Source organism: Azospirillum picis, assembly GCF_017876115.1.
GTDB classification, from domain to species: domain Bacteria; phylum Pseudomonadota; class Alphaproteobacteria; order Azospirillales; family Azospirillaceae; genus Azospirillum; species Azospirillum picis.
This window is the reverse complement of the sequence record NZ_JAGINO010000016.1, coordinates 105,644-122,869: the sequence shown is the minus strand read 5'-3', so window position 1 is coordinate 122,869 and position 17,226 is coordinate 105,644. Positions and strand designations below refer to the sequence as shown.

The window sequence follows — 17,226 nt, the reverse complement described above, 5'->3', positions numbered from 1 at the left end:
TTTCCGGGTCGATAGGCCACATTCCTTATGCGACCGCCGGGCGGCGCCGGCTGGCAGTACGTTTTCGGGCCGAGACGAAGCAAGAATGGGCGAGCGCCAATCGATGGTGGAACTGGCCGACCTGGAGCGCGACGCGCTGACCGAGTTGGTGAACATGGGCGTCGGCCGGGCCGCCACCCATCTCAGCCGCATGGTCAACGACCAAGTGTTGCTGTCCGTGCCGACGGTAGACATCGTCAGCCGGCAGGAGGCGTCGGACTTCCTGACGGCCCGCGAACGCAACGGGCTGGTCGCGGTGGAACAGCAGTTCCGCGGCTCGTTCGACGGCCGCGCCATGCTGATCTTCCCCGAAGCCAACAGCCTGGAACTGGCCCGCGCGGTCCTGGGGGGCGACCTGACGCTGGCCGAGATCGTCGATCTGGAGCAGGACGCCCTGGCGGAGATCGGCAACATCATCCTGAACGGCTGCCTGGTCATCGTCGCCAACGCTCTGAAGGACAGGCTGACGATCTCGCTGCCGGCCGTGCTGCGCGGCGACGGCGCGAATATTTTGAAGGATAAGGCGGGGAACACCGATGAACTCGTGCTATTCCTCTATATCGACTTCACGATCCGCAGCCGGAGCATCCGCGGCTACATCGCCTTGCTGATGGGAGTTTCGTCTCTGGAATCGCTAAAGCAACTGATCCATGCCTTCATCGAGGGCATCGCGTCCGAATCCTCTTCTGCCGGAACGCCGCATGGCCCCCACTCTGCCTGAACAGCCGACCTGGGCGCTGGATGTATTGGGGGCGCTGGACGCCGGCATCCTGCTTCTGGACCGCCATTGTCATGTCCTTTTCTGGAACGGCTGGATGGAACAGGCTTCCGCCCTGCCGGCGCGCCAGATCCTGGGGCATGAGCTGTTCGACGCCTTACCCAACCTGCGTGAATCGCGTCTGCACAGCGCGGTGCGCGACACGCTCGCCACCGGCGCTCCCGGCGTCCTGTCGCACACGCTGAACCCGATGCTGTTCCCGTTGCGGCTGCCCGACGGGCGGCGGATGGTCCACAACGTGGTGATCCGCCCGCTGCCGCCGGGCGGCGAGGCACGCTGCCTGATCCAGGTGACCGACGTCACCGCCGCGGTCAACCGCGAGCGTGTGCTGCGCGAGCAGCGCGATGCCCGCCACCGCGCCATCGTCGACACCGCCCACGACGCCATCATCACCACCGACACGCGCGGCATGGTGCAGTGGATGAATGGCGCCGCCGCCCGCCAGTTCGACTACCGGCCGGAGGAGCTGATCGGGCAGAGCGTGCGGACCCTGCTGGGCGAGGAGTCGCCCGACTGGCTGGACATGGCCGTGCGCAACGGTCCGGGCAACGGCGGCTTCGACGCCGCCGTCCAGCCGGTGGAACTGACCGGCCGACGCCGCGACGGCAGCACCGTCGATCTCGAACTTTCGATGGCGCGCTGGGAGTCGGAGGGGCGCAGCTTCATCACCGGCATCCTGCGCGACATCACCGAGCGACGCCGCGCCCGCGAGGAACTGCGGGCGAGCGCGCTCGCCATGCGCCAGCTCGCCGAGCAGACCAAGGCGACGCTGGACGCCCTGCCGGCCTTCATCGCCGTGCTCGACCGCTCCGGCCGGATCGTGTCGGTCAACCGGGCCTGGGCGGAAGCCGGTCCTGAAACGACCTTTCTCGGCCAGGGCTGCATCGTCGGCGACAATTACCTGGAGCATTGCGGCAAGGGATACACGGCCGATCCCCGTGCCGACGCCGTCATGGACGGATTGCGCATCCTTCTGGACGAGGGAGCCCCGCCGGTGGCGGCGGAGTATGTCACCGCGAGCCAGCATTGGTTCCGCTGCCTCGCCGCCCCGATGCCGGCCGGCCCGTTCGGCGGCGCCGTGCTGATGCACATCGACGTGACCGAGATCAAGTCGATGGAAGCGGCGCTGCGCAAGCTGGTCAGCCAGAAGTCGACCCTGCTGCGCGAAGTCAACCACCGGGTGAAGAACAGCCTGCAGCTCGTGTCGAGCCTGCTGACGCTGCAGACCCTGAGCCTGCCCGACGCGACGGTGCGCGTGCATTTCCAGGATGCCCGCAGCCGGATCGAGGCGATCGCCCGCGTCCACAACCGCCTCTACCAGGCCGACCAGTTCCAGACCATCGAGTTCGGCACCTACCTGAAGGAGCTGTGCGAGGATCTCGGCCGTGCCTCCGGCGGCGATAGCATGTGCGACATTTCGGTCCGCACCGACGTGATCGACCTGCCGATCGATCATGCGGCGCCGTTGGGCCTGATCGCCAACGAACTGATCACCAATGCGGTGAAGCACCGTGGCGATGGTCCGGCGCTGGTCACGGTGACCTTCCGCCGCGAAGCGGAGACGCTGGTCCTGACCATCTCCGACCGGGGTCCCGGCCTGCCGGCCAACTTCGATATCCGCAAGAGCCGCAGCCTGGGCATGCGGCTGGTTTCCAGCCTCGCCGGGCAGATCCGGGCGGAGGTGGGGATCGACACCACGGTCATGGGGACGACCTTCAGCATCACGCTGCCGGTGCCGGAAGCGACGCCCCTGCTCGAAACCTCTTCCACGGCGGAGTGCGAGGGATGAAGATCCTGCTGGTGGAAGATGAGGTGCTGATCGCCCTGGAACAGCAGTTCTACTTGGAGACCGCCGGCTATACGGTCAGCGGCCCCGCGACCACCGCCGGCGAGGCGGTGGCGATCGCCGGCGATGAGAAGCCGGATCTGGCGCTGGTCGACGTGCATCTCGGCCAGGGGTCCAGCGGCATCGACGCGGCACGTGATCTTGCCGCGATCGGCGTGCCGAGCCTGTTCATCACCTCCTTCCGCGACGAGCTGAAGAAGGGCGGGCCGGTGGCAGGGATCGGCTGCCTGCCAAAGCCCTTCACCGAAAGCGGCCTGCTCGCCGCCGTCGATGCGGCCCGTGCCGTCCTGGCCGGAGAAACCCCGCGCAACGTGCCGCAGACCATGGAACTGTTCGTCTGATATCAGGCGGGGACGCCGGATCGCGGTGATCTGGGCAGAGCCGGAGGGCGGTTGCGCCGACCGGGCGAGGTCTCGCGCAGATTCCGCTTGACGGATATAGATAGGACTCCTATTAATAAGCGCATGGATCACGCCCCCAAACCGGACCCCGTCCTGACCCGCCTGCGCGAAGGCTTCGAGCGCATCGCTCTGGTGCTGCGTGCGGATCTCTGGGCAGCGGCGGGCAAGGCGGGGCTCAACCCGACGCAGGCGCAGGTGCTGGCGCTTCTGGCCGCCCGGCCTGCCGGCCTCCGGCCCAAGGAGATCGCGGCGCACCTGTCGGTTTCCGCTCCCAGCATGGCCGACACGCTGGCCGCGCTCGAACGCAAGGCCCTGCTGCGGCGCACGCCGGATCCTGCCGACGCACGCGCCGTCATCGCCCGCCTGACGGAGGAGGGAGCCGCCCAGGGGCAAGCCCTCGCCGCCGCCGCCACCCAGGTCACCGCGGCATTGGCGCGGTTGTCTCCCGGCGAGCAGGCCGATCTCCTGCTGGCCCAGGTCAAGCTGATCCGGACACTGCAACAGGCCGGGGCCATCCCGGTCCAGCGCCTGTGCGTGACCTGCCGCCACTTCCGGCCGAACGCCCATCCGGGCGAGGCCGCTCCCCACCATTGCGCCTTTGTGAACGCCCCGATCGTCGACCGGGATCTCCGGCTCGATTGCGGCGAGCATGAAGCGGCCGCCCCCGCCGTCCAGGCTGCCACCTGGACGGCATTCACCGGGGGGTAGCCGCAACTCCAAGCACCACGACCAGAAGAAGGAGTCCAGGATCATGACAATCGATGGACCACGGGGCGCCGGCCTCGTGGCTGCGGCACTCTGCTGCCTCGCGGCCCCGGCCGGCGCGCACGAGATCACGTCGGCGAGCAACCAGGCGGTCATGGCCTCGTTCGACATCATCGAGACCCGCATCGTCACCGATCACGGCCACGCGGTCTTCAGCACCCGCGTCCGGGCGGACGCCGGCAAGGCGACGCCGACGGCGACCGGCAAGTTCGAAGGGTCCGAGGTCTACGCCTATGTCTGGCCGACGTCGCTCAACTCCTCCGATGTCGGCTTCGAGAGCGACCAGGGCATCGTCGCGCTTGCCGTCACCTTCCACCCCGACTTCGACGACGCCGCCAAGGGTGCGAAGAACCGGGACCGCTGGCACCCGCACTGGGTCGTCCTCAACGAGGACAAGGCCTGCCCGGGCGGCTTGAAGGTGAAGGACATCCCCGAGGGCACCAGACCCCGGCTGCCCGAGACGTGGCCGGGCGCACCGATCCTGATCGACAGCCCGGAATACAGGACCGAACTGAAGGCGGACCTCGTCGAGGTGCACATCCCGCTGGACAGGATCGGCGCCCTCGCCACCGCCTCGTTCGACGGCGTGACGGCCGGCCTGAGGGTCAACGCCAACCTGCACACGCCGCTCCTGTGCGTCACCGACGTCCACAAGGTCGCGTCCGGCAACCTGTCGCTGCCCGGCAAGGTCGTTCCGGCCAAGTAATTCCGGGAAAGCAGGTCCCGGCTCGAAAGCGGCCCGACGACTGCCATCGCCGGACCGCCCGAAAATCCCCCTCCAAGCACCAGAGAAGGAAAAAGCATCATGGCACACGTCAACCTCGTCGATCCAGCCACCTCTTCCGCCGCCGTCAAGCCGACGCTCGACCGGATCAAGGGCGCCTTCGGCGTCGTTCCGAACATGTTCAAGGCGGTCGCGAACTCGCCCGCCGCCCTCGCCAGCATGTGGGGGTCGTTCGGCGCCCTGGGGCAGGGCACGATCGGCGCCAAGCTCGGCGAGCAGATCGCGGTTGCGATCGCCGACCGCAACGACTGCCGCTACTGCCTGGCCGCCCACACGCTGCTCGGCCAGAAGGCCGGGGCGACCGCCGCCGAGATGGCGGATGCCCAGCGGGGGCGCTCGGCCGACCCCAAGGCGTCCGCAGCCCTGGCCTTCGCCGTGAAGGTGGTCGAGAACCGCGGCGCGATCGATGCCGCGGATGTCCAGTCCCTGCGCTCCGCGGGCTTCGACGACGAGGCGATCGTCGAGATCCTCGCCCATGTCGCGCTGAACCTCTTCACCAACTACGTGAACGTCGCCTTCGACGTCCCGGTCGACTTTCCCGGCGTGAAGCTCTCGCGTACCGCCTGATGCCGCAAGGTGGCCGGTCGGAAGCGGCCGGCCGCCTTCATCAGCCCTGCGCACCACGCTGCGTCACCACCCTGCACCGAGGAGAACCGCCATGACCCCGACCGCCATCGCCATCCGCCACATCGCCTTCGAAGGGCTCGGGATCGTCGAGCCGATCCTGCGGCGGGCGGGCTATGCGCTGCATGTCCACGACGCCGGAATCGACGACCTGCAGGGCATCGACCCATCGGACGCGCAGCTTCTCGTCGTGCTTGGCGGGCCGGTCGGCGCCTATGAGGACGACCGGTACCCGTTCCTCGCCGACGAGCTGCGGCTCCTGGAGCGGCGGCTGGCGGCCGGCCTTCCCACGCTCGGCATCTGCCTCGGCGCCCAGTTGATGGCGCGCGCCCTCGGCGCGCGCGTCTATCCCGGTCCCGGCAAGGAGATCGGCTGGGCACCGCTCGCGCTGACCGAGGCGGGGCGCGCCTCTCCACTCGCCCATCTCGACGGTGCGGCGGTGCTGCACTGGCACGGCGACACCTTCGACCTCCCGGCCGGCGCCGAGCTCCTCGCCTCGACCGACCTGTGCGCCCATCAGGCATTCTCGCTCGGGCGGAACGCACTCGGATTGCAGTTCCATGGCGAGGTCGACGGCGCCGACATCGAACGCTGGCTCGTCGGCCATGCCTGCGAGATCGCGGCGGCCGGCCTGGACCCCCGGCAGCTCAGGGCCGACAGCAAGCGCCATGGCCCGGTGCTCCGCGACGCCGGCTCCCGCCTCTTCGCCGACTGGATCGCCGGCCTCGGCCAGCGTTGACGGAAAGGTGCCGTGTGAGCGCACCGGCCGCCGGTCGCCTCAACCCGCGTCCGGGAAATCGGCACCGAGCGTCGTCTCCTCCCAGGCGTCGATCTCGTCGAGCACCGAGCGCAGCTTGCCGCGCACGCCCTCCAGGGCCGGGCGGCCGAGCACGAGGCGCAGCGGCGGGTTCGGCGCCGTCACGGCCGTGATGATCGCCTCGGCCGCCCGCACCGGGTCGCCGGGCTGCTTGCCGCTGTAACCGGAGACCTGCTTGCGCCGCGTGCCGGCGGTCTGCTCGTAATCGTCGATCCATGTCGCCGACTGTTTCAGCGAGCGCCCCGCCCAGTCGGTGCGGAACGGGCCGGGCTCCACGATCAGGACGCGGATGCCGAGCGGGGCGACTTCCTTGGACAGCGATTCCGAAAGCCCTTCCACCGCGAACTTGGTGGCGGCGTAATAGCCGGAGCCGGGGAAGCCGATCATCCCGCCCTGGGAGGAGATGTTGACGATATGGCCGCTGCGCCGCGCCCGCATGCCCGGCAGAACGGCGCGCGTCACCGCCGCCAGGCCGAAGACGTTGGTCTCGAACATGGCGCGGATCTCGGCGTCCTCGCCCTCCTCGATGGCGGAGAGATAGCCGTAGCCGGCATTGTTGACGACCACGTCCAGCCGCCCGAACGCCTGTTCAGTCTCACGCACGGCACGCGCGACCTGGTCGGGATCGGTGACGTCGAGCGCCACCGCGCGGCCGCGCCCGTCATGCCCGGCCAGCAGGTCGCCGAGCGTGCCGGGGTCGCGCGCGGTCGCCGCGACGCGCCATCCACGCTCCAGCACCAGCCGGGCCAGTTCGCGGCCGAAACCGGTCGAGCAGCCGGTGATGAACCAGACGGGCGTGTCCGTTGCGTTCTGTGCCATGGAAACTCCTGGGTCACGGTGTGGCGCCAGCCGGGCGCGCGGGTGGGGGCGGGCGCCCATGTGCGGGTGCGGCACGAGCGCCCGGCAGGAAGATACGCCGGCCCCCGCACCCGTCCACTGGCCTTTCGCCCCTCGCGGCGTTGCCCCCTTGGGACAGTGGGGGAGGGGACCCGCCTCACCCGTTCATGCGAAGCGGCGGGGGAGCCGATTGCTGTTCGAACAGGCGGCGGTACAGCCCGCCTGTCCGATGCATCAGGGCGGCATGGCTGCCGTCCTCCACCACCCGGCCATGGTTGAAGACCAGGATGCGGTCGAGCGTCCGCACGGTGGACAGCCGGTGGGCGATGACGATCGCGGTCCGTCCCTGCATCAGCCGTTCGATCGCCTCCTGGATCAGCGCTTCGGATTCGGAATCCAGGCTGGAGGTGGCTTCGTCCATGATCAGGATCGGGGCATCGGCCAGGAAGGCGCGGGCGATGGCCACCCGCTGGCGCTCGCCGCCGGACAGCTTGATGCCGCGTTCCCCGACCAGCGTGGCGTAGCCCTTCGGCAGGCGGGCGATGAAGTCGTGGGCGTTGGCCAGCCGCGCCGCCTGTTCGATCTCCTCCATGGTGGCGTCGGGCCGGCCATAGGCGATGTTCTCCGCCAGCGTGCGGTGGAACAGGATCGGCTCCTGCGGGACGATGGCGATGTGGGAGCGCAGAGACTGCTGGGTCGCCCCGGCCACGCTCTGTCCGTCGATGAGGATACGGCCGTCGGTCACGTCGTAGAGCCGCTGGATCAGCTTGACGAAGGTGGTCTTGCCCGACCCCGACGGCCCGACCAGCCCGACGCGCTGTCCGGCCGGGATGGTCAGCGACAGGTCGTGGTAGAGCGGCGTCGTGTGGCCGCCATAGCGGAAGGTCACATGGTCGAAGCGCACCTCGCCCTTGCCGATGCGGATGGGGGCCGCGTCCGGCCGGTCCTCGACGCCGAGCGGTTCGGCATGGATGGCCACCAGTTCCTCCATCTCGTTGACGGAGCGCTGGAGATGGTTGATGTGCATGCCGATATCGCGCAGGTAGCCGTGCACGACGAAATAGGTGGTCAGCACATAGGCGACGTCGCCCGGCGTCGCCTGGCCGCGCCACCACAGCCAAAGCGCGGTCGCCACCACGGAGCTGCGGATCAGCAGCAGCACCGCAAGCTGCACGGTGCTGTGGCGGGTGTGACGGGTCCAGGTGCGGGCGGTGCGCCGGCTCCACTTGCCCAGAACGCCGGCGAAGCGGTCGTCCTCACGCGATTCCGCGCCGAACGCCTTGACCACCGCGTTGCAGCCGACCGCGTCGGCCAGCGTACCGCCCATCCTGGTGTCCCAGGCATTGGACAGCCGGGCGGCCGGCGCGATGTAGAGCGTCGAGAACATCACCGTCATGCCGATGTAGACCGTGGTGCCGAGCGCAATGACCAGCCCCATGGCCGGCCAGTGGAGCCCCAGCACCAGCATGGTGCCGAACAGCACCACCAGCGATGGCCACAGGGCCAGCAGCAGCGTGTCGTTCAGGGTGTCGAGCGCCCACATGCCGCGGGTGATCTTGCGCACCACTGACCCGGCAAAGCTGTTGGCATGCCAGTCGGTGGAAAAGCGCTGGACCCGGTGGAAGCTGTCCTGGCCGACATCCCTCATGATGCGCAGGGTCAGCGGAATGACGCCGCTCCAGGCGACATGGCGCATCACGACCATGCCGGCACCGAGCCCGACCATGGCGGCGAAGGCGGCCAGAGCCGATTCCAGGGCGGCGTCGCGGTCGTTCGGCAGCAGGGTCAGCGCATCGACGAGGCGGCCGGCGAACAGCGGCATGAAGACGTCGGCCAGGGTCGCGAGCGCGATGGCGCCGGCGATCCCCGCCGCCAGCGGTGCTTGGCGCCGCCAGTGGCGGAACGTGAAGGCGAGGACGCTGCGGATCGCATCCGCGCGCGGGGGGCGTTTCTGAGCCATGATTCCAACCGGCTTTCAAACCGGAGCAGGGCCGGCGCGCAGGCACGCAGGCATCACGGCGGCTGGTGCCGCCGTTCTGAAGGAGGTGTTTGGAGTGGTGGGGGGCTTGTCGCAGCCGCACCCAGCCGGAGCCTAGAAGTGGCGGCCCGGACGGAAGCTGCTGGCCGGGGTGGGAGCGTTCAGCAGGCACTTCATACGCATGCAGCCTCCCGACCGGCCAGGATGTGAAAAAGGGATACTCGTATAACAAAGCCGCCGCGGCTCGCCAATACCTCTTTGGTAATGGCGCGGTGCCGTCAGCGCCCCTTCAGGTTGGTCTGGCGCGGCTTCATTCCCGAAGGCGTCGCCGAGGAGGGCGCCGGCTTGCCGGTGGCCTTGGGAGCGGCCGGCTTCGCCACCGGCGGCACCATCCGCCGTCCCTGGCCGGCCTGCTGGGTCAGGAAGGCCTTACCCTTCGGCCCCTTCTGCGCCCCCGGCTTGGCCGCATGGTCGCGCGGCTTGGCGGTGGCGCCGACCGGCTGCCAGGCCGGGATCAACTGGTGCTCTCCCGGACCGATCAGGTCGTCGCGGCCCATGCGCTTCAGCGCCTCGCGCAGGATCGGCCAGTTCTCCGGGTCGTGGTAGCGCAGGAACGCCTTGTGCAGACGGCGCTGCTTCAATCCCTTGGCCGAGGACACCATCTCCGAACCGACGCGGCGGACCGGACGCAGCGGGTTGCGCTCGCTGTGATACATGGCGGTCGCCAGCGACATCGGCGACGGCAGGAAGGTCTGCACCTGGTCGGCCTTGAAGCCGTTCCGTTTCAGCCACAGGGCGAGGTTCATCATGTCCTCGTCGGTGGTGCCGGGATGGGCGGCGATGAAGTAGGGGATCAGGTAGAGCTTCTTGCCGGCTTCCTTGGCCGCCTTGTCGAACATCCGCTTGAAGTCGTCGTAGGCGCCCATTCCGGGCTTCATCATCTTCGACAGCGGGCCCGGTTCGGTGTGCTCCGGCGCGATCTTCAGGTAGCCGCCGACGTGATGGGTCACCAGCTCCTTGATGTATTCCGGGCTGCGCACGGCGATGTCGTAGCGCAGGCCCGAGGCGATGTGGATCTTCTTCACGCCCGGCACCGCGCGGGCCTTGCGGTAGAGCTGGACCAGCGAGGAATGGTCGGTGTTCAGGTTCTTGCAGATGTCGGGGAAGACGCAGGACGGGCGGCGGCAGACCGACTCCGTCTCCTTGTCCTTGCAGGCGAGGCGGTACATGTTGGCGGTCGGCCCGCCCATGTCGGAGATGACGCCGGTGAAGCCCTTGGTCTTGTCGCGGATCTGCTCGATCTCGCGCAGGATGGAGCCTTCCGACCGGCTCTGGATGATGCGCCCCTCATGCTCGGTGATCGAGCAGAAGGAGCAGCCGCCGAAGCAGCCGCGCATGATGTTGACCGAGAAGCGGATCATCTCCCAGGCCGGGATGCGCGCATCGCCGTAGGACGGGTGGGGCGCCCGGGCATAGGGCAGGTCGTAGACGCCGTCCATCTCGTTCATTTCCAGCGGGATCGGCGGCGGGTTCAGCCACACCTCGCGGTCGCCGTGGCGCTGGACGAGCGCGCGGGCGTTGCCGGGATTGCTCTCCTGGTGCAGGACGCGGCTGGCGTGGGCATAGAGCACCTTGTCGGCGGTCACCTGCTCGAAGCTGGGCAGCCGCACCGCCATGCGGTCGGCCCCCGGCGCCCGTGGCGACACCGGCGCGGACGGATCGTCGATCGAGCTGCTGTCGATGACGCTCCAGCCCTCCGGCACCGCCGACCGCATGATGGCGGTGCCGCGGATGTCGGTCATCTCCTTGGGCGATTCACCGGCGCGCGCACGGCGCGCGATCTCGATGATCGCACGCTCGGCATTGCCGTAGACCAGCATGTCAGCCTTCGAATCGACCAGGACGGAGCGGCGGATCTTCTCGCTCCAATGGTCGTACTGGGCGATACGGCGCAAGGACGCCTCGATGCCGCCCAGCACGATGGGAACGTCCTTGTACGCTTCGCGGCAGCGCTGGGAATAGACGATGACGGCGCGGTCGGGGCGCTTGCCGCCCTCGTCGTTGGGGGTGTAGCTGTCGTTGTGGCGCAGGCGACGGTCGGCCGTGTAGTGGTTGACCATCGAGTCCATGTTGCCGCCGGTCACCCCCCAGAACAGCCGCGGCTTGCCCAGCACCTTGAACGGCTCGGCGCTGCTCCAGTCCGGCTGGGCGATGATGCCGACGCGCAGTCCCTGCGCCTCCAGCAACCGGCCGATGATCGCCATGCCGAAGCTGGGGTGGTCGATATAGGCGTCGCCGGTGACCACGATGACATCGCACTGGTCCCAGCCCAGCCGGTCCATCTCCGCACGCGACATCGGCAGGAAGGGCGCCGCCTTCGGGCGCACGCTCCGGTCGGGGCGGTCGGCGAACAGGTTGGGGGCCGCGAGCATCGCGTTCTCCGGGGCTCATGAATCGGTGCGGGTGGACAAGCCGATAGTCTTAGCGTGTCGGCCGGCAAATTCCCACCGCCGATAACGCAGCACGGTGATGGGATATTGCGTGGTCTGTCCTGCGCAGCTATGTGGGACGCCCCACAGCAGGCGCAAGCCCCCGCCCGCCCCGGAACCGCCGTCCCGTCGGAGCCTTGCTCCGCGTCCCCTTGGCCGTGCGCGTTTCCAGCCCCTCCACCCATACCTAGGTACGATCGTCCACTTCGGGATCCTGGGGCACCATGCGTGGCAAGGGATGGGGCTGACCCACCTGTCTTGCGGACTGACCCAGGCGGCACCGGACGGCGCGACGCCCGCCGGGACATACGGACGCACAGTTCACCGCGTTCCGGCACCGGTGCCCGGCGAGCCGTCCCCGGCCTGCTCATACCGGTAGCCCGTCAGTCGGATGGGCGGGGCCACCCGATCCTAACATGAACCGAACCGACGGGAAGGTAAGATGTCTGCAGATCACCATTCGGGCACAAGCGGCCCGCGGATCGCGATAGCCGGTGCGACCGGACGTGTCGGGGCCACCCTGATCAGTCTTCTCGCGTCCGACCCGGTCGAAACCATCGCGCTGACCCGCGATCCCAGGACGGCGACGCTGCCGGAGGGCGTAGCCGTCGCGGCAATCGATTTCGACCGGCCCGAAACCTTGTGGCACGCCCTTCGCGGTGCCGAGCGGCTGTTCCTGGCACATGGCACCTCGCCCCGACAGGTGGAAAACGAGGTCGCGCTCATCGATGCCGCCGTTGCCGCCAACGTGCGGCACATCGTCAAGCTCTCGGCGCTCTGCCCTGCGACCCGGCTGACTCCGTTCGCCTGGCACATGAAGATCGAGGCGCACCTTGCCCGTCAGGCGATAGCCGCGACGGTCCTGCGGCCATCGGCCTTCTTCGACGTGCTGAAGCGCTCAGGTCCCCAGATCGCCGGCGGTGCCTGGGCGGGTGCGGCGACCCAGGGGCGGGTCAATTTCATCGACACGCGCGACATAGCGAAAGTGGCGCGGGTCGCGCTATTGGAGAAGGTCCATCCCCACTCCCAGCGGGCCTACCATCTGACGGGTGCGCGGGCCTGGACCATGCAGGAGATCGCGCAGGAGCTCTCGGCCCTGCTGGGGCGCCGGATCAACTATGGAAGCCGTACACTTGAGGAGCAGCATGCCGCACTGCTCGGCAGCGGCCTATCGCCGCTCATCGCTGATCTGCTGACCGGGCTCGACCAGATGTTCCGGGACTCCGCGCTTAGCGAGACGACCGCGACCGTCCGTGAGTTAACCGGCAGCGATCCGCGCACGCTGCACGACTGGCTCATCGACAACCTCGCCGTCTTCCAGAGCTGAATCGCGGTCGCCGCCTTCGGAGAAGGAGGGCGGCTCGATAGGACGGCTGGAGGTGACGGCCAGAGATGAGGGCCGGTGGCACGTGCCCTGTGCTCCAAGGTTGTATGAATCTTGACCGCATATTGCATGGATTTCTGTTGACATTGTATGCCGTAATTGAGCATATAATGCCGCATTGCATGCAGCAATTGCCTGCTTTTGCCCCGAAGGAACATGCGATGTCATCCGCACAGGAGTGGCCGCCTCTTCCCCCTCTGAGCACCGGCGTGCGTGGTCGCTGCCCACGCTGCGGCCAGGGGCATCTGTTCAGCGGCTTCCTGAAGCTGCGCTCCCACTGCGAGGTCTGCGGACTGGACTACTCCTACGCCGATCCGGCTGACGGTCCCGCCTTCTTCGTCATCTGCTTCGCCTGCATCCCCACGGTCATCCTGGCGCTTTGGATCGAGGTAAGGTTTGAACCCCCTTACTGGGTACATGTCGTCACGACCCTGCCGTTCCTGTTGCTGACCTGTATTCCGCCCTTGCGACCGTTGAAGGGTTGGCTGGTGGCCAGCCAGTACTTCTACAAGGCCGAGGAGGCCCGTTTCGATACAGCCGCGCCGATCCAGCCGCCTGAAGCTCTGCCTGAAGACAAAACCCGCGCTTGACCCGGCTGTCGTCAGGCTTCTCTGGCGACAGGTCGTGTCACAGCTTGGAGACATTCAAAATGTATGACTGGTTCCCTCTCGTCTTCTTTCCGTTCAAGATCATCGTGTTGGGCACGGGCATGTTCTTCGCCATCAAGTGGCATCACGATGAAGCGAAGAAGGAGAAGGCGAAGAAGAATAACAAAACCAGCGGGCCGTGAAAAACTGGCCGGAGGCTCTCGTTTCTCATGGGCTTCCGGGCAATCGAATGGCCGGCGGGATGGCGGACAGGGCAACGAACTCCAGTGTTGTCGCCCCGTCGTGCCTTGGCGTCGCTTGGTGAACAGCCATCGCGCCTCCGAAGGGGCGCCATCGGCGTGGATGACCTCCGCTACCGCGCTCCCGCCCCAGGCCGGCTACGCTGCCATACCATCCGCCTCCGCGGCACGACCGTTGCGCCGTGCCACCGTCCAGCCGATCAGCGCCCCGGCGAGCAGCACCAGGCCGGCGACCAGGAACGGTGTGCCGGGGAAGGGGAACAGGGCCCCGGCGCCGATCGACGCGGAGTAGAGGGTACCGAAGAAGACCGGTGACAGGATGCCTGCAAGGCTCGCCACGCTCATGTTGGCACCCTGAAGCTGCCCCTGTTCAAATGCCGAGACGCGCTGCGTCATCAGCGACTGGATGGTCGGCATTGCCAGCCCACACAGGGCAGTCGGCACAATGGAAAGCGCGAACCATGTACCGTTCGGCGCCAACCCCATCCAGGCCAGGCCACAGGCGCCGCCGAACAGACCCAGGAACAGCGTTGCACGATCCCCCAGCCGGCCGGCGATGCGGGACACCAGCACCCCCTGCACCGTCATGTCGAGCGTCCCGACCGCCGCCAGCAGAAGGCCGACATCCCGGGCGCTCCAGCCATGCCGGTGCGCCGCATAGAGGACGAAGACGGCTGGGAAGACGTGATGGGCGAAGTGCAGCAGAAAATTGACCAACGCCAGCCCCGACAGTTCCGGATGCGAGCGCAACAGGCGCAGGGAACCGAAGGGGTTGGCCCGGCGCCAGGAAAAGCCCATGCGGTTCTCGGGCGCCAGGGATTCCGGCAGCACGAACAGGCCATAGAGGAAGGTCATGCCGCTCAGCGTCGCCGCGGCCCAGAATGGCGCGCGCGGCGACAGTTCACCCAGCAGGCCGCCAAGCAGCGGGCCAGCAATGAAGCCGGCGCTGAAGGCCGCGCCGACCAAGCCGTAGGCGCGCGCGCGCCGGTCGGGTGCCGTCACGTCGGCCATGTAGGCGAACACGGTGGTGAAGCTGGAGGAGGTGATGCCGGCGATCGCACGCCCGGCGACCAGCCACCACATCGTCGGTGCCACCGCCATCAGCACATAGTCTGCCGCCAGCCCCAAGGCGGACAACAGGATGACCGGCCGCCGCCCGAAACGATCGGACAGCGATCCGATCACCGGTGACGAGAAGAACTGCATCATGGCCCAGAGCGCGATCAGCGCGCCGTTGATGGTGCCGGCCTGGGCATCGGCCCCGGCGAACTCCTCGATCAGCGCCGGCAGAACCGGGATGATGATGCCCATCGCCACGATGTCGAGCGCGGCAGTGACGAGGATGAAGGCCATGGCGGCCTTGCGCGGCCGGAGAACGGAAGACATGCAGGGATCCTGAAACACGAAAGGGCCGGTGTCGGCCGGGCATGACGCTCCGCGCCGGCAAAAGGGCAGGGGGCGGGCGATGAAAGGAGGCGGATCATAGTTGATTTCCCACGCACTGCAAAGCGCATTTATTCCGATATCGGATGTATCGCGGTCACGGCCTCCGGAGAGCCTCTCCGGTTCGGGAGATGCACGTCGCGGCATGCTCCCGACCACAGGGGATGAGATATAAGGTCTGAGGCTGCTTTCGCCGAAAGGACACGCCGATGGCCAAGAACACGATCTGCCTGTGGTACGACAAGGATGCCGAAGATGCCGCCCGCCTCTACGCCGCAACCTTTCCCGACAGTGCCGTCACCGCGGTTCACCGCGCGCCCGCCGATTATCCATCCGGCAAGGCAGGCGACGTGCTGACGGTCGAGTTCACGGTCGCCGGCGTCGCATGCCTCGGCCTGAACGGTGGCCCGACGTTCAAGCACAACGAATCCTTCTCCTTCCAGATCGCCACCGACGACCAGGAGGAGACCGACCGTTATTGGAACGCCATCGTCGGCAACGGTGGCCAGGAAAGTGCCTGTGGTTGGTGCAAGGACAAATGGGGCGTCTCCTGGCAGATCACGCCGCGTGTGCTGACCGAGGCGCTGGCGATTGGCGGCGCTGAAGCGAGGCGCGCATTCGAGGCCATGATGGGCATGACGAAGATCGACGTGGCCGCGATCGCCGCAGCACGGCGCGGCTGACCGGATCCGAGGGTGAGAGCGGCAAGCCGGGAGTGACGCTGCCGCTCCCCCGGCCGGCGTCACTCCCATGGCACATAAGGATGATTATGGAATTTGCTTTTGCCTTGTTTTCCAAGGCTTTGACCAAGACCCTGCTCCCGCCGCCCCAAACGTTATCGCGCAAGGCGGGGCCTGCCAGCCGGCCGGCGGCCGGTTCGATGACGGCTGGAGCGTCCGCCGAGCGACTCCATAACGGGGATTCTGTCTGTGAAGCCGAGTCTGTGAAATCGAGGGAGCTCAGGCCGCCCATCCCATTTGCGAGTTCCTCGTGGCGGGCATCAGCGGCCGGGCGCGGGCGGGATTGAGGGGACGTCACGGAACTGCTGCTGGATGGCCTCGATGACGCTCATGTCCGTGAGCAGTGCTGCGACGCAGTCCGGATCGAACTTCCTGCCCGCCTGCTCGCGCAGGAAAGCCGCCGCGGCCTCGTTCGTCCACGCTCCCTTGTAGGGACGCACCGAGGTGAGCGCATCGAACACGTCGGCGACCGCGACAATACGGGCTTCCAGTGGAATGGCCTCGCCGGAGAGGCCGTTGGGATAGCCGGAGCCGTCGAACGCCTCATGGTGACAGGCCACCACGTTGCGCAAAATGGCGGCGTGCGGCAAAGCGCCAAGGCCGTGGTCGTGAATCATCGCGTTGATGATGTCCAAGCCCTTGGTGACATGCGTTTTCATGACGCCGAACTCGTCCGGCGTCAGCTTGCCGGGCTTGAGCAGGATGCTGTCCGGGATCGCCACCTTGCCGACATCATGCAGGGGGGCGTACTGGAGCACATACTCGATGAACTCGTCCGAAAGACCGTGCTTCGATGCGATTTTCGCTGCGACGAGCTGGGCGTAGCGGCTCATACGGCTGAGGTGAGCGCCGGTTTCCTCATCGCGGTAGTGGCTGACCTCCAGGGCCGTGTGGACGGCCGCCAGCATGGCGCGTGTGCTGGTCATCTCGGATGCGACAAGCACGCCGATGACCCGCCGGTACGGCATGAGTGCGGACACGATGGATTCCGTGAAGAATCCTTCCTTCCGTGAGTTCAGGAAGAGAAATCCATACAGGCTGCCTTGCCAGTGAATGCGGCTCAGATAGCGTGAGCGGAAGCCCTGCTGGAGCAGCCGGCCGCCTGGGCCGGTGGATCCGGGGACTGAGATGATCGCATTGTCAATCCACGGACGTCCCGTCTCGGCGACGGCCTGCAGAAGAGGATAATCGCCCAGGTTGCCGGAGAGGGGGTCGAGGGGGCGCGGACCGACGTTGCTGTGGGCGAATGTCCGGACCCGCTCCGCCCTGGCATCGTAGGTCACCACGGCGATCCGGTGCAGATGCTCCAGTCCAGGCCATTCGCGGATCTCCTCATGCAACGACTGAAGCCGCTCTTCAAGGCCTCCACTCTGCTCCATCCAAGGATCTTCGCCGAACCCGCAGACGAGACTGCCCACTCTCATGTGCCGCATTTGGTTCAAAGAACACCTCCC

General features: G+C 67.4%; 16 protein-coding genes. 11 read left to right on the top strand and 5 right to left on the bottom strand.

What is annotated here, in order from left to right:
• The first annotated feature begins 85 nt into the window (after positions 1–85).
• From J2850_RS20335 to J2850_RS20305, 7 genes are all read left to right on the top strand, one after another.
• Positions 86–760, top strand: a complete 675-nt coding sequence (locus tag J2850_RS20335) for a chemotaxis protein CheX (protein ID WP_246513275.1) — start codon at positions 86–88, stop codon at positions 758–760.
• Positions 741–2,606 carry a sensor histidine kinase gene (locus tag J2850_RS20330; protein ID WP_209985420.1) on the top strand — a complete coding sequence of 622 codons (1,866 nt, stop codon included), beginning with the start codon at positions 741–743 and terminating at the stop codon, positions 2,604–2,606. Before J2850_RS20335 ends, J2850_RS20330 begins: the two co-directional genes overlap by 20 nt.
• Positions 2,603–3,004 carry a response regulator gene (locus J2850_RS20325; RefSeq protein WP_209985417.1) on the top strand — a complete coding sequence of 134 codons (402 nt, stop codon included), beginning with the start codon at positions 2,603–2,605 and terminating at the stop codon, positions 3,002–3,004. The genes J2850_RS20330 and J2850_RS20325 overlap by 4 nt, the downstream gene beginning before the upstream one ends.
• Positions 3,005–3,127: 123 nt before the next feature.
• Positions 3,128–3,772, top strand: a complete 645-nt coding sequence (locus J2850_RS20320; protein ID WP_209985414.1) for a MarR family winged helix-turn-helix transcriptional regulator — start codon at positions 3,128–3,130, stop codon at positions 3,770–3,772.
• Between the two features lie 43 nt (positions 3,773–3,815).
• On the top strand, positions 3,816–4,535 hold the full coding sequence (locus J2850_RS20315; RefSeq protein ID WP_209985411.1) for a hypothetical protein: 720 nt from the start codon (positions 3,816–3,818) through the stop codon (positions 4,533–4,535).
• Positions 4,536–4,634: 99 nt separating this feature from the next.
• Positions 4,635–5,180 carry a carboxymuconolactone decarboxylase family protein gene (locus tag J2850_RS20310; protein ID WP_209985408.1) on the top strand — a complete coding sequence of 182 codons (546 nt, stop codon included), beginning with the start codon at positions 4,635–4,637 and terminating at the stop codon, positions 5,178–5,180.
• Positions 5,181–5,271: 91 nt separating this feature from the next.
• The gene (locus J2850_RS20305) at positions 5,272–5,976 is read left to right on the top strand and encodes a glutamine amidotransferase (RefSeq protein WP_209985405.1); all 705 of its coding nucleotides are present in this window, start codon (positions 5,272–5,274) and stop codon (positions 5,974–5,976) included.
• A 39-nt stretch (positions 5,977–6,015) separates the two neighbouring features.
• Here the strand turns inward: J2850_RS20305 and J2850_RS20300 are convergent, their stop codons facing one another.
• The 3 genes from J2850_RS20300 to J2850_RS20290 all read right to left on the bottom strand — a co-directional run bounded on the left by J2850_RS20300 (position 6,016) and on the right by J2850_RS20290 (position 11,301).
• Complete coding sequence (locus J2850_RS20300; protein ID WP_209985402.1) at positions 6,016–6,873, bottom strand: oxidoreductase; 858 nt, start codon at positions 6,871–6,873, stop codon at positions 6,016–6,018.
• 175 nt (positions 6,874–7,048) lie between these two features.
• Positions 7,049–8,851 carry an ABC transporter ATP-binding protein gene (locus J2850_RS20295; protein ID WP_209985399.1) on the bottom strand — a complete coding sequence of 601 codons (1,803 nt, stop codon included), beginning with the start codon at positions 8,849–8,851 and terminating at the stop codon, positions 7,049–7,051.
• Positions 8,852–9,147: 296 nt separating this feature from the next.
• Complete coding sequence (locus J2850_RS20290; RefSeq protein ID WP_209985395.1) at positions 9,148–11,301, bottom strand: YgiQ family radical SAM protein; 2,154 nt, start codon at positions 11,299–11,301, stop codon at positions 9,148–9,150.
• A 499-nt stretch (positions 11,302–11,800) separates the two neighbouring features.
• Between J2850_RS20290 and J2850_RS20285 the strand changes: the two genes are divergently transcribed.
• The 3 genes from J2850_RS20285 (at position 11,801) to J2850_RS20275 (ending at position 13,532) form a co-directional block, all read left to right on the top strand.
• Entirely contained in the window at positions 11,801–12,685 is an 885-nt protein-coding gene (locus J2850_RS20285; protein WP_209985392.1) for an NmrA family NAD(P)-binding protein, read from the top strand.
• Between the two features lie 137 nt (positions 12,686–12,822).
• Positions 12,823–13,332 carry a DUF983 domain-containing protein gene (locus J2850_RS20280; protein WP_281415003.1) on the top strand — a complete coding sequence of 170 codons (510 nt, stop codon included), beginning with the start codon at positions 12,823–12,825 and terminating at the stop codon, positions 13,330–13,332.
• A gap of 59 nt (positions 13,333–13,391) precedes the next feature.
• Positions 13,392–13,532 carry a hypothetical protein gene (locus J2850_RS20275; protein ID WP_209985388.1) on the top strand — a complete coding sequence of 47 codons (141 nt, stop codon included), beginning with the start codon at positions 13,392–13,394 and terminating at the stop codon, positions 13,530–13,532.
• 195 nt (positions 13,533–13,727) lie between these two features.
• Here J2850_RS20275 and J2850_RS20270 read toward each other — a convergent pair whose 3' ends face one another.
• Entirely contained in the window at positions 13,728–14,975 is a 1,248-nt protein-coding gene (locus tag J2850_RS20270; RefSeq protein WP_209985386.1) for a TCR/Tet family MFS transporter, read from the bottom strand.
• Between the two features lie 266 nt (positions 14,976–15,241).
• On the opposite strand from J2850_RS20270, the gene J2850_RS20265 reads away from it, so the two are divergent.
• A complete protein-coding gene (locus J2850_RS20265; RefSeq protein ID WP_209985383.1) occupies positions 15,242–15,715 on the top strand; it encodes a VOC family protein in 474 nt (157 codons plus the stop codon).
• A gap of 317 nt (positions 15,716–16,032) precedes the next feature.
• On the opposite strand, the gene J2850_RS20260 is transcribed toward J2850_RS20265, so the two are convergent.
• The gene (locus J2850_RS20260; RefSeq protein WP_209985380.1) at positions 16,033–17,151 is read right to left on the bottom strand and encodes an HD-GYP domain-containing protein; all 1,119 of its coding nucleotides are present in this window, start codon (positions 17,149–17,151) and stop codon (positions 16,033–16,035) included.
• Positions 17,152–17,226: the final 75 nt, after the last annotated feature.

Excerpts from the sequence above, each read along its gene's own strand:
- J2850_RS20335 (WP_246513275.1), top strand. The coding sequence starts at position 86 with ATGGGCGAGCGCCAATCGATGGTGGAACTGGCCGACCTGGAGCGCGAC.
- J2850_RS20330 (WP_209985420.1), top strand. The coding sequence starts at position 741 with ATGGCCCCCACTCTGCCTGAACAGCCGACCTGGGCGCTGGATGTATTG.
- J2850_RS20325 (WP_209985417.1), top strand. The coding sequence starts at position 2,603 with ATGAAGATCCTGCTGGTGGAAGATGAGGTGCTGATCGCCCTGGAACAG.
- J2850_RS20320 (WP_209985414.1), top strand. The coding sequence starts at position 3,128 with ATGGATCACGCCCCCAAACCGGACCCCGTCCTGACCCGCCTGCGCGAA.
- J2850_RS20315 (WP_209985411.1), top strand. The coding sequence starts at position 3,816 with ATGACAATCGATGGACCACGGGGCGCCGGCCTCGTGGCTGCGGCACTC.
- J2850_RS20310 (WP_209985408.1), top strand. The coding sequence starts at position 4,635 with ATGGCACACGTCAACCTCGTCGATCCAGCCACCTCTTCCGCCGCCGTC.
- J2850_RS20305 (WP_209985405.1), top strand. The coding sequence starts at position 5,272 with ATGACCCCGACCGCCATCGCCATCCGCCACATCGCCTTCGAAGGGCTC.
- J2850_RS20300 (WP_209985402.1), bottom strand. The coding sequence starts at position 6,873 with ATGGCACAGAACGCAACGGACACGCCCGTCTGGTTCATCACCGGCTGC.
- J2850_RS20295 (WP_209985399.1), bottom strand. The coding sequence starts at position 8,851 with ATGGCTCAGAAACGCCCCCCGCGCGCGGATGCGATCCGCAGCGTCCTC.
- J2850_RS20290 (WP_209985395.1), bottom strand. The coding sequence starts at position 11,301 with ATGCTCGCGGCCCCCAACCTGTTCGCCGACCGCCCCGACCGGAGCGTG.
- J2850_RS20285 (WP_209985392.1), top strand. The coding sequence starts at position 11,801 with ATGTCTGCAGATCACCATTCGGGCACAAGCGGCCCGCGGATCGCGATA.
- J2850_RS20275 (WP_209985388.1), top strand. The coding sequence starts at position 13,392 with ATGTATGACTGGTTCCCTCTCGTCTTCTTTCCGTTCAAGATCATCGTG.
- J2850_RS20270 (WP_209985386.1), bottom strand. The coding sequence starts at position 14,975 with ATGTCTTCCGTTCTCCGGCCGCGCAAGGCCGCCATGGCCTTCATCCTC.
- J2850_RS20265 (WP_209985383.1), top strand. The coding sequence starts at position 15,242 with ATGGCCAAGAACACGATCTGCCTGTGGTACGACAAGGATGCCGAAGAT.
- J2850_RS20260 (WP_209985380.1), bottom strand. The coding sequence starts at position 17,151 with ATGGAGCAGAGTGGAGGCCTTGAAGAGCGGCTTCAGTCGTTGCATGAG.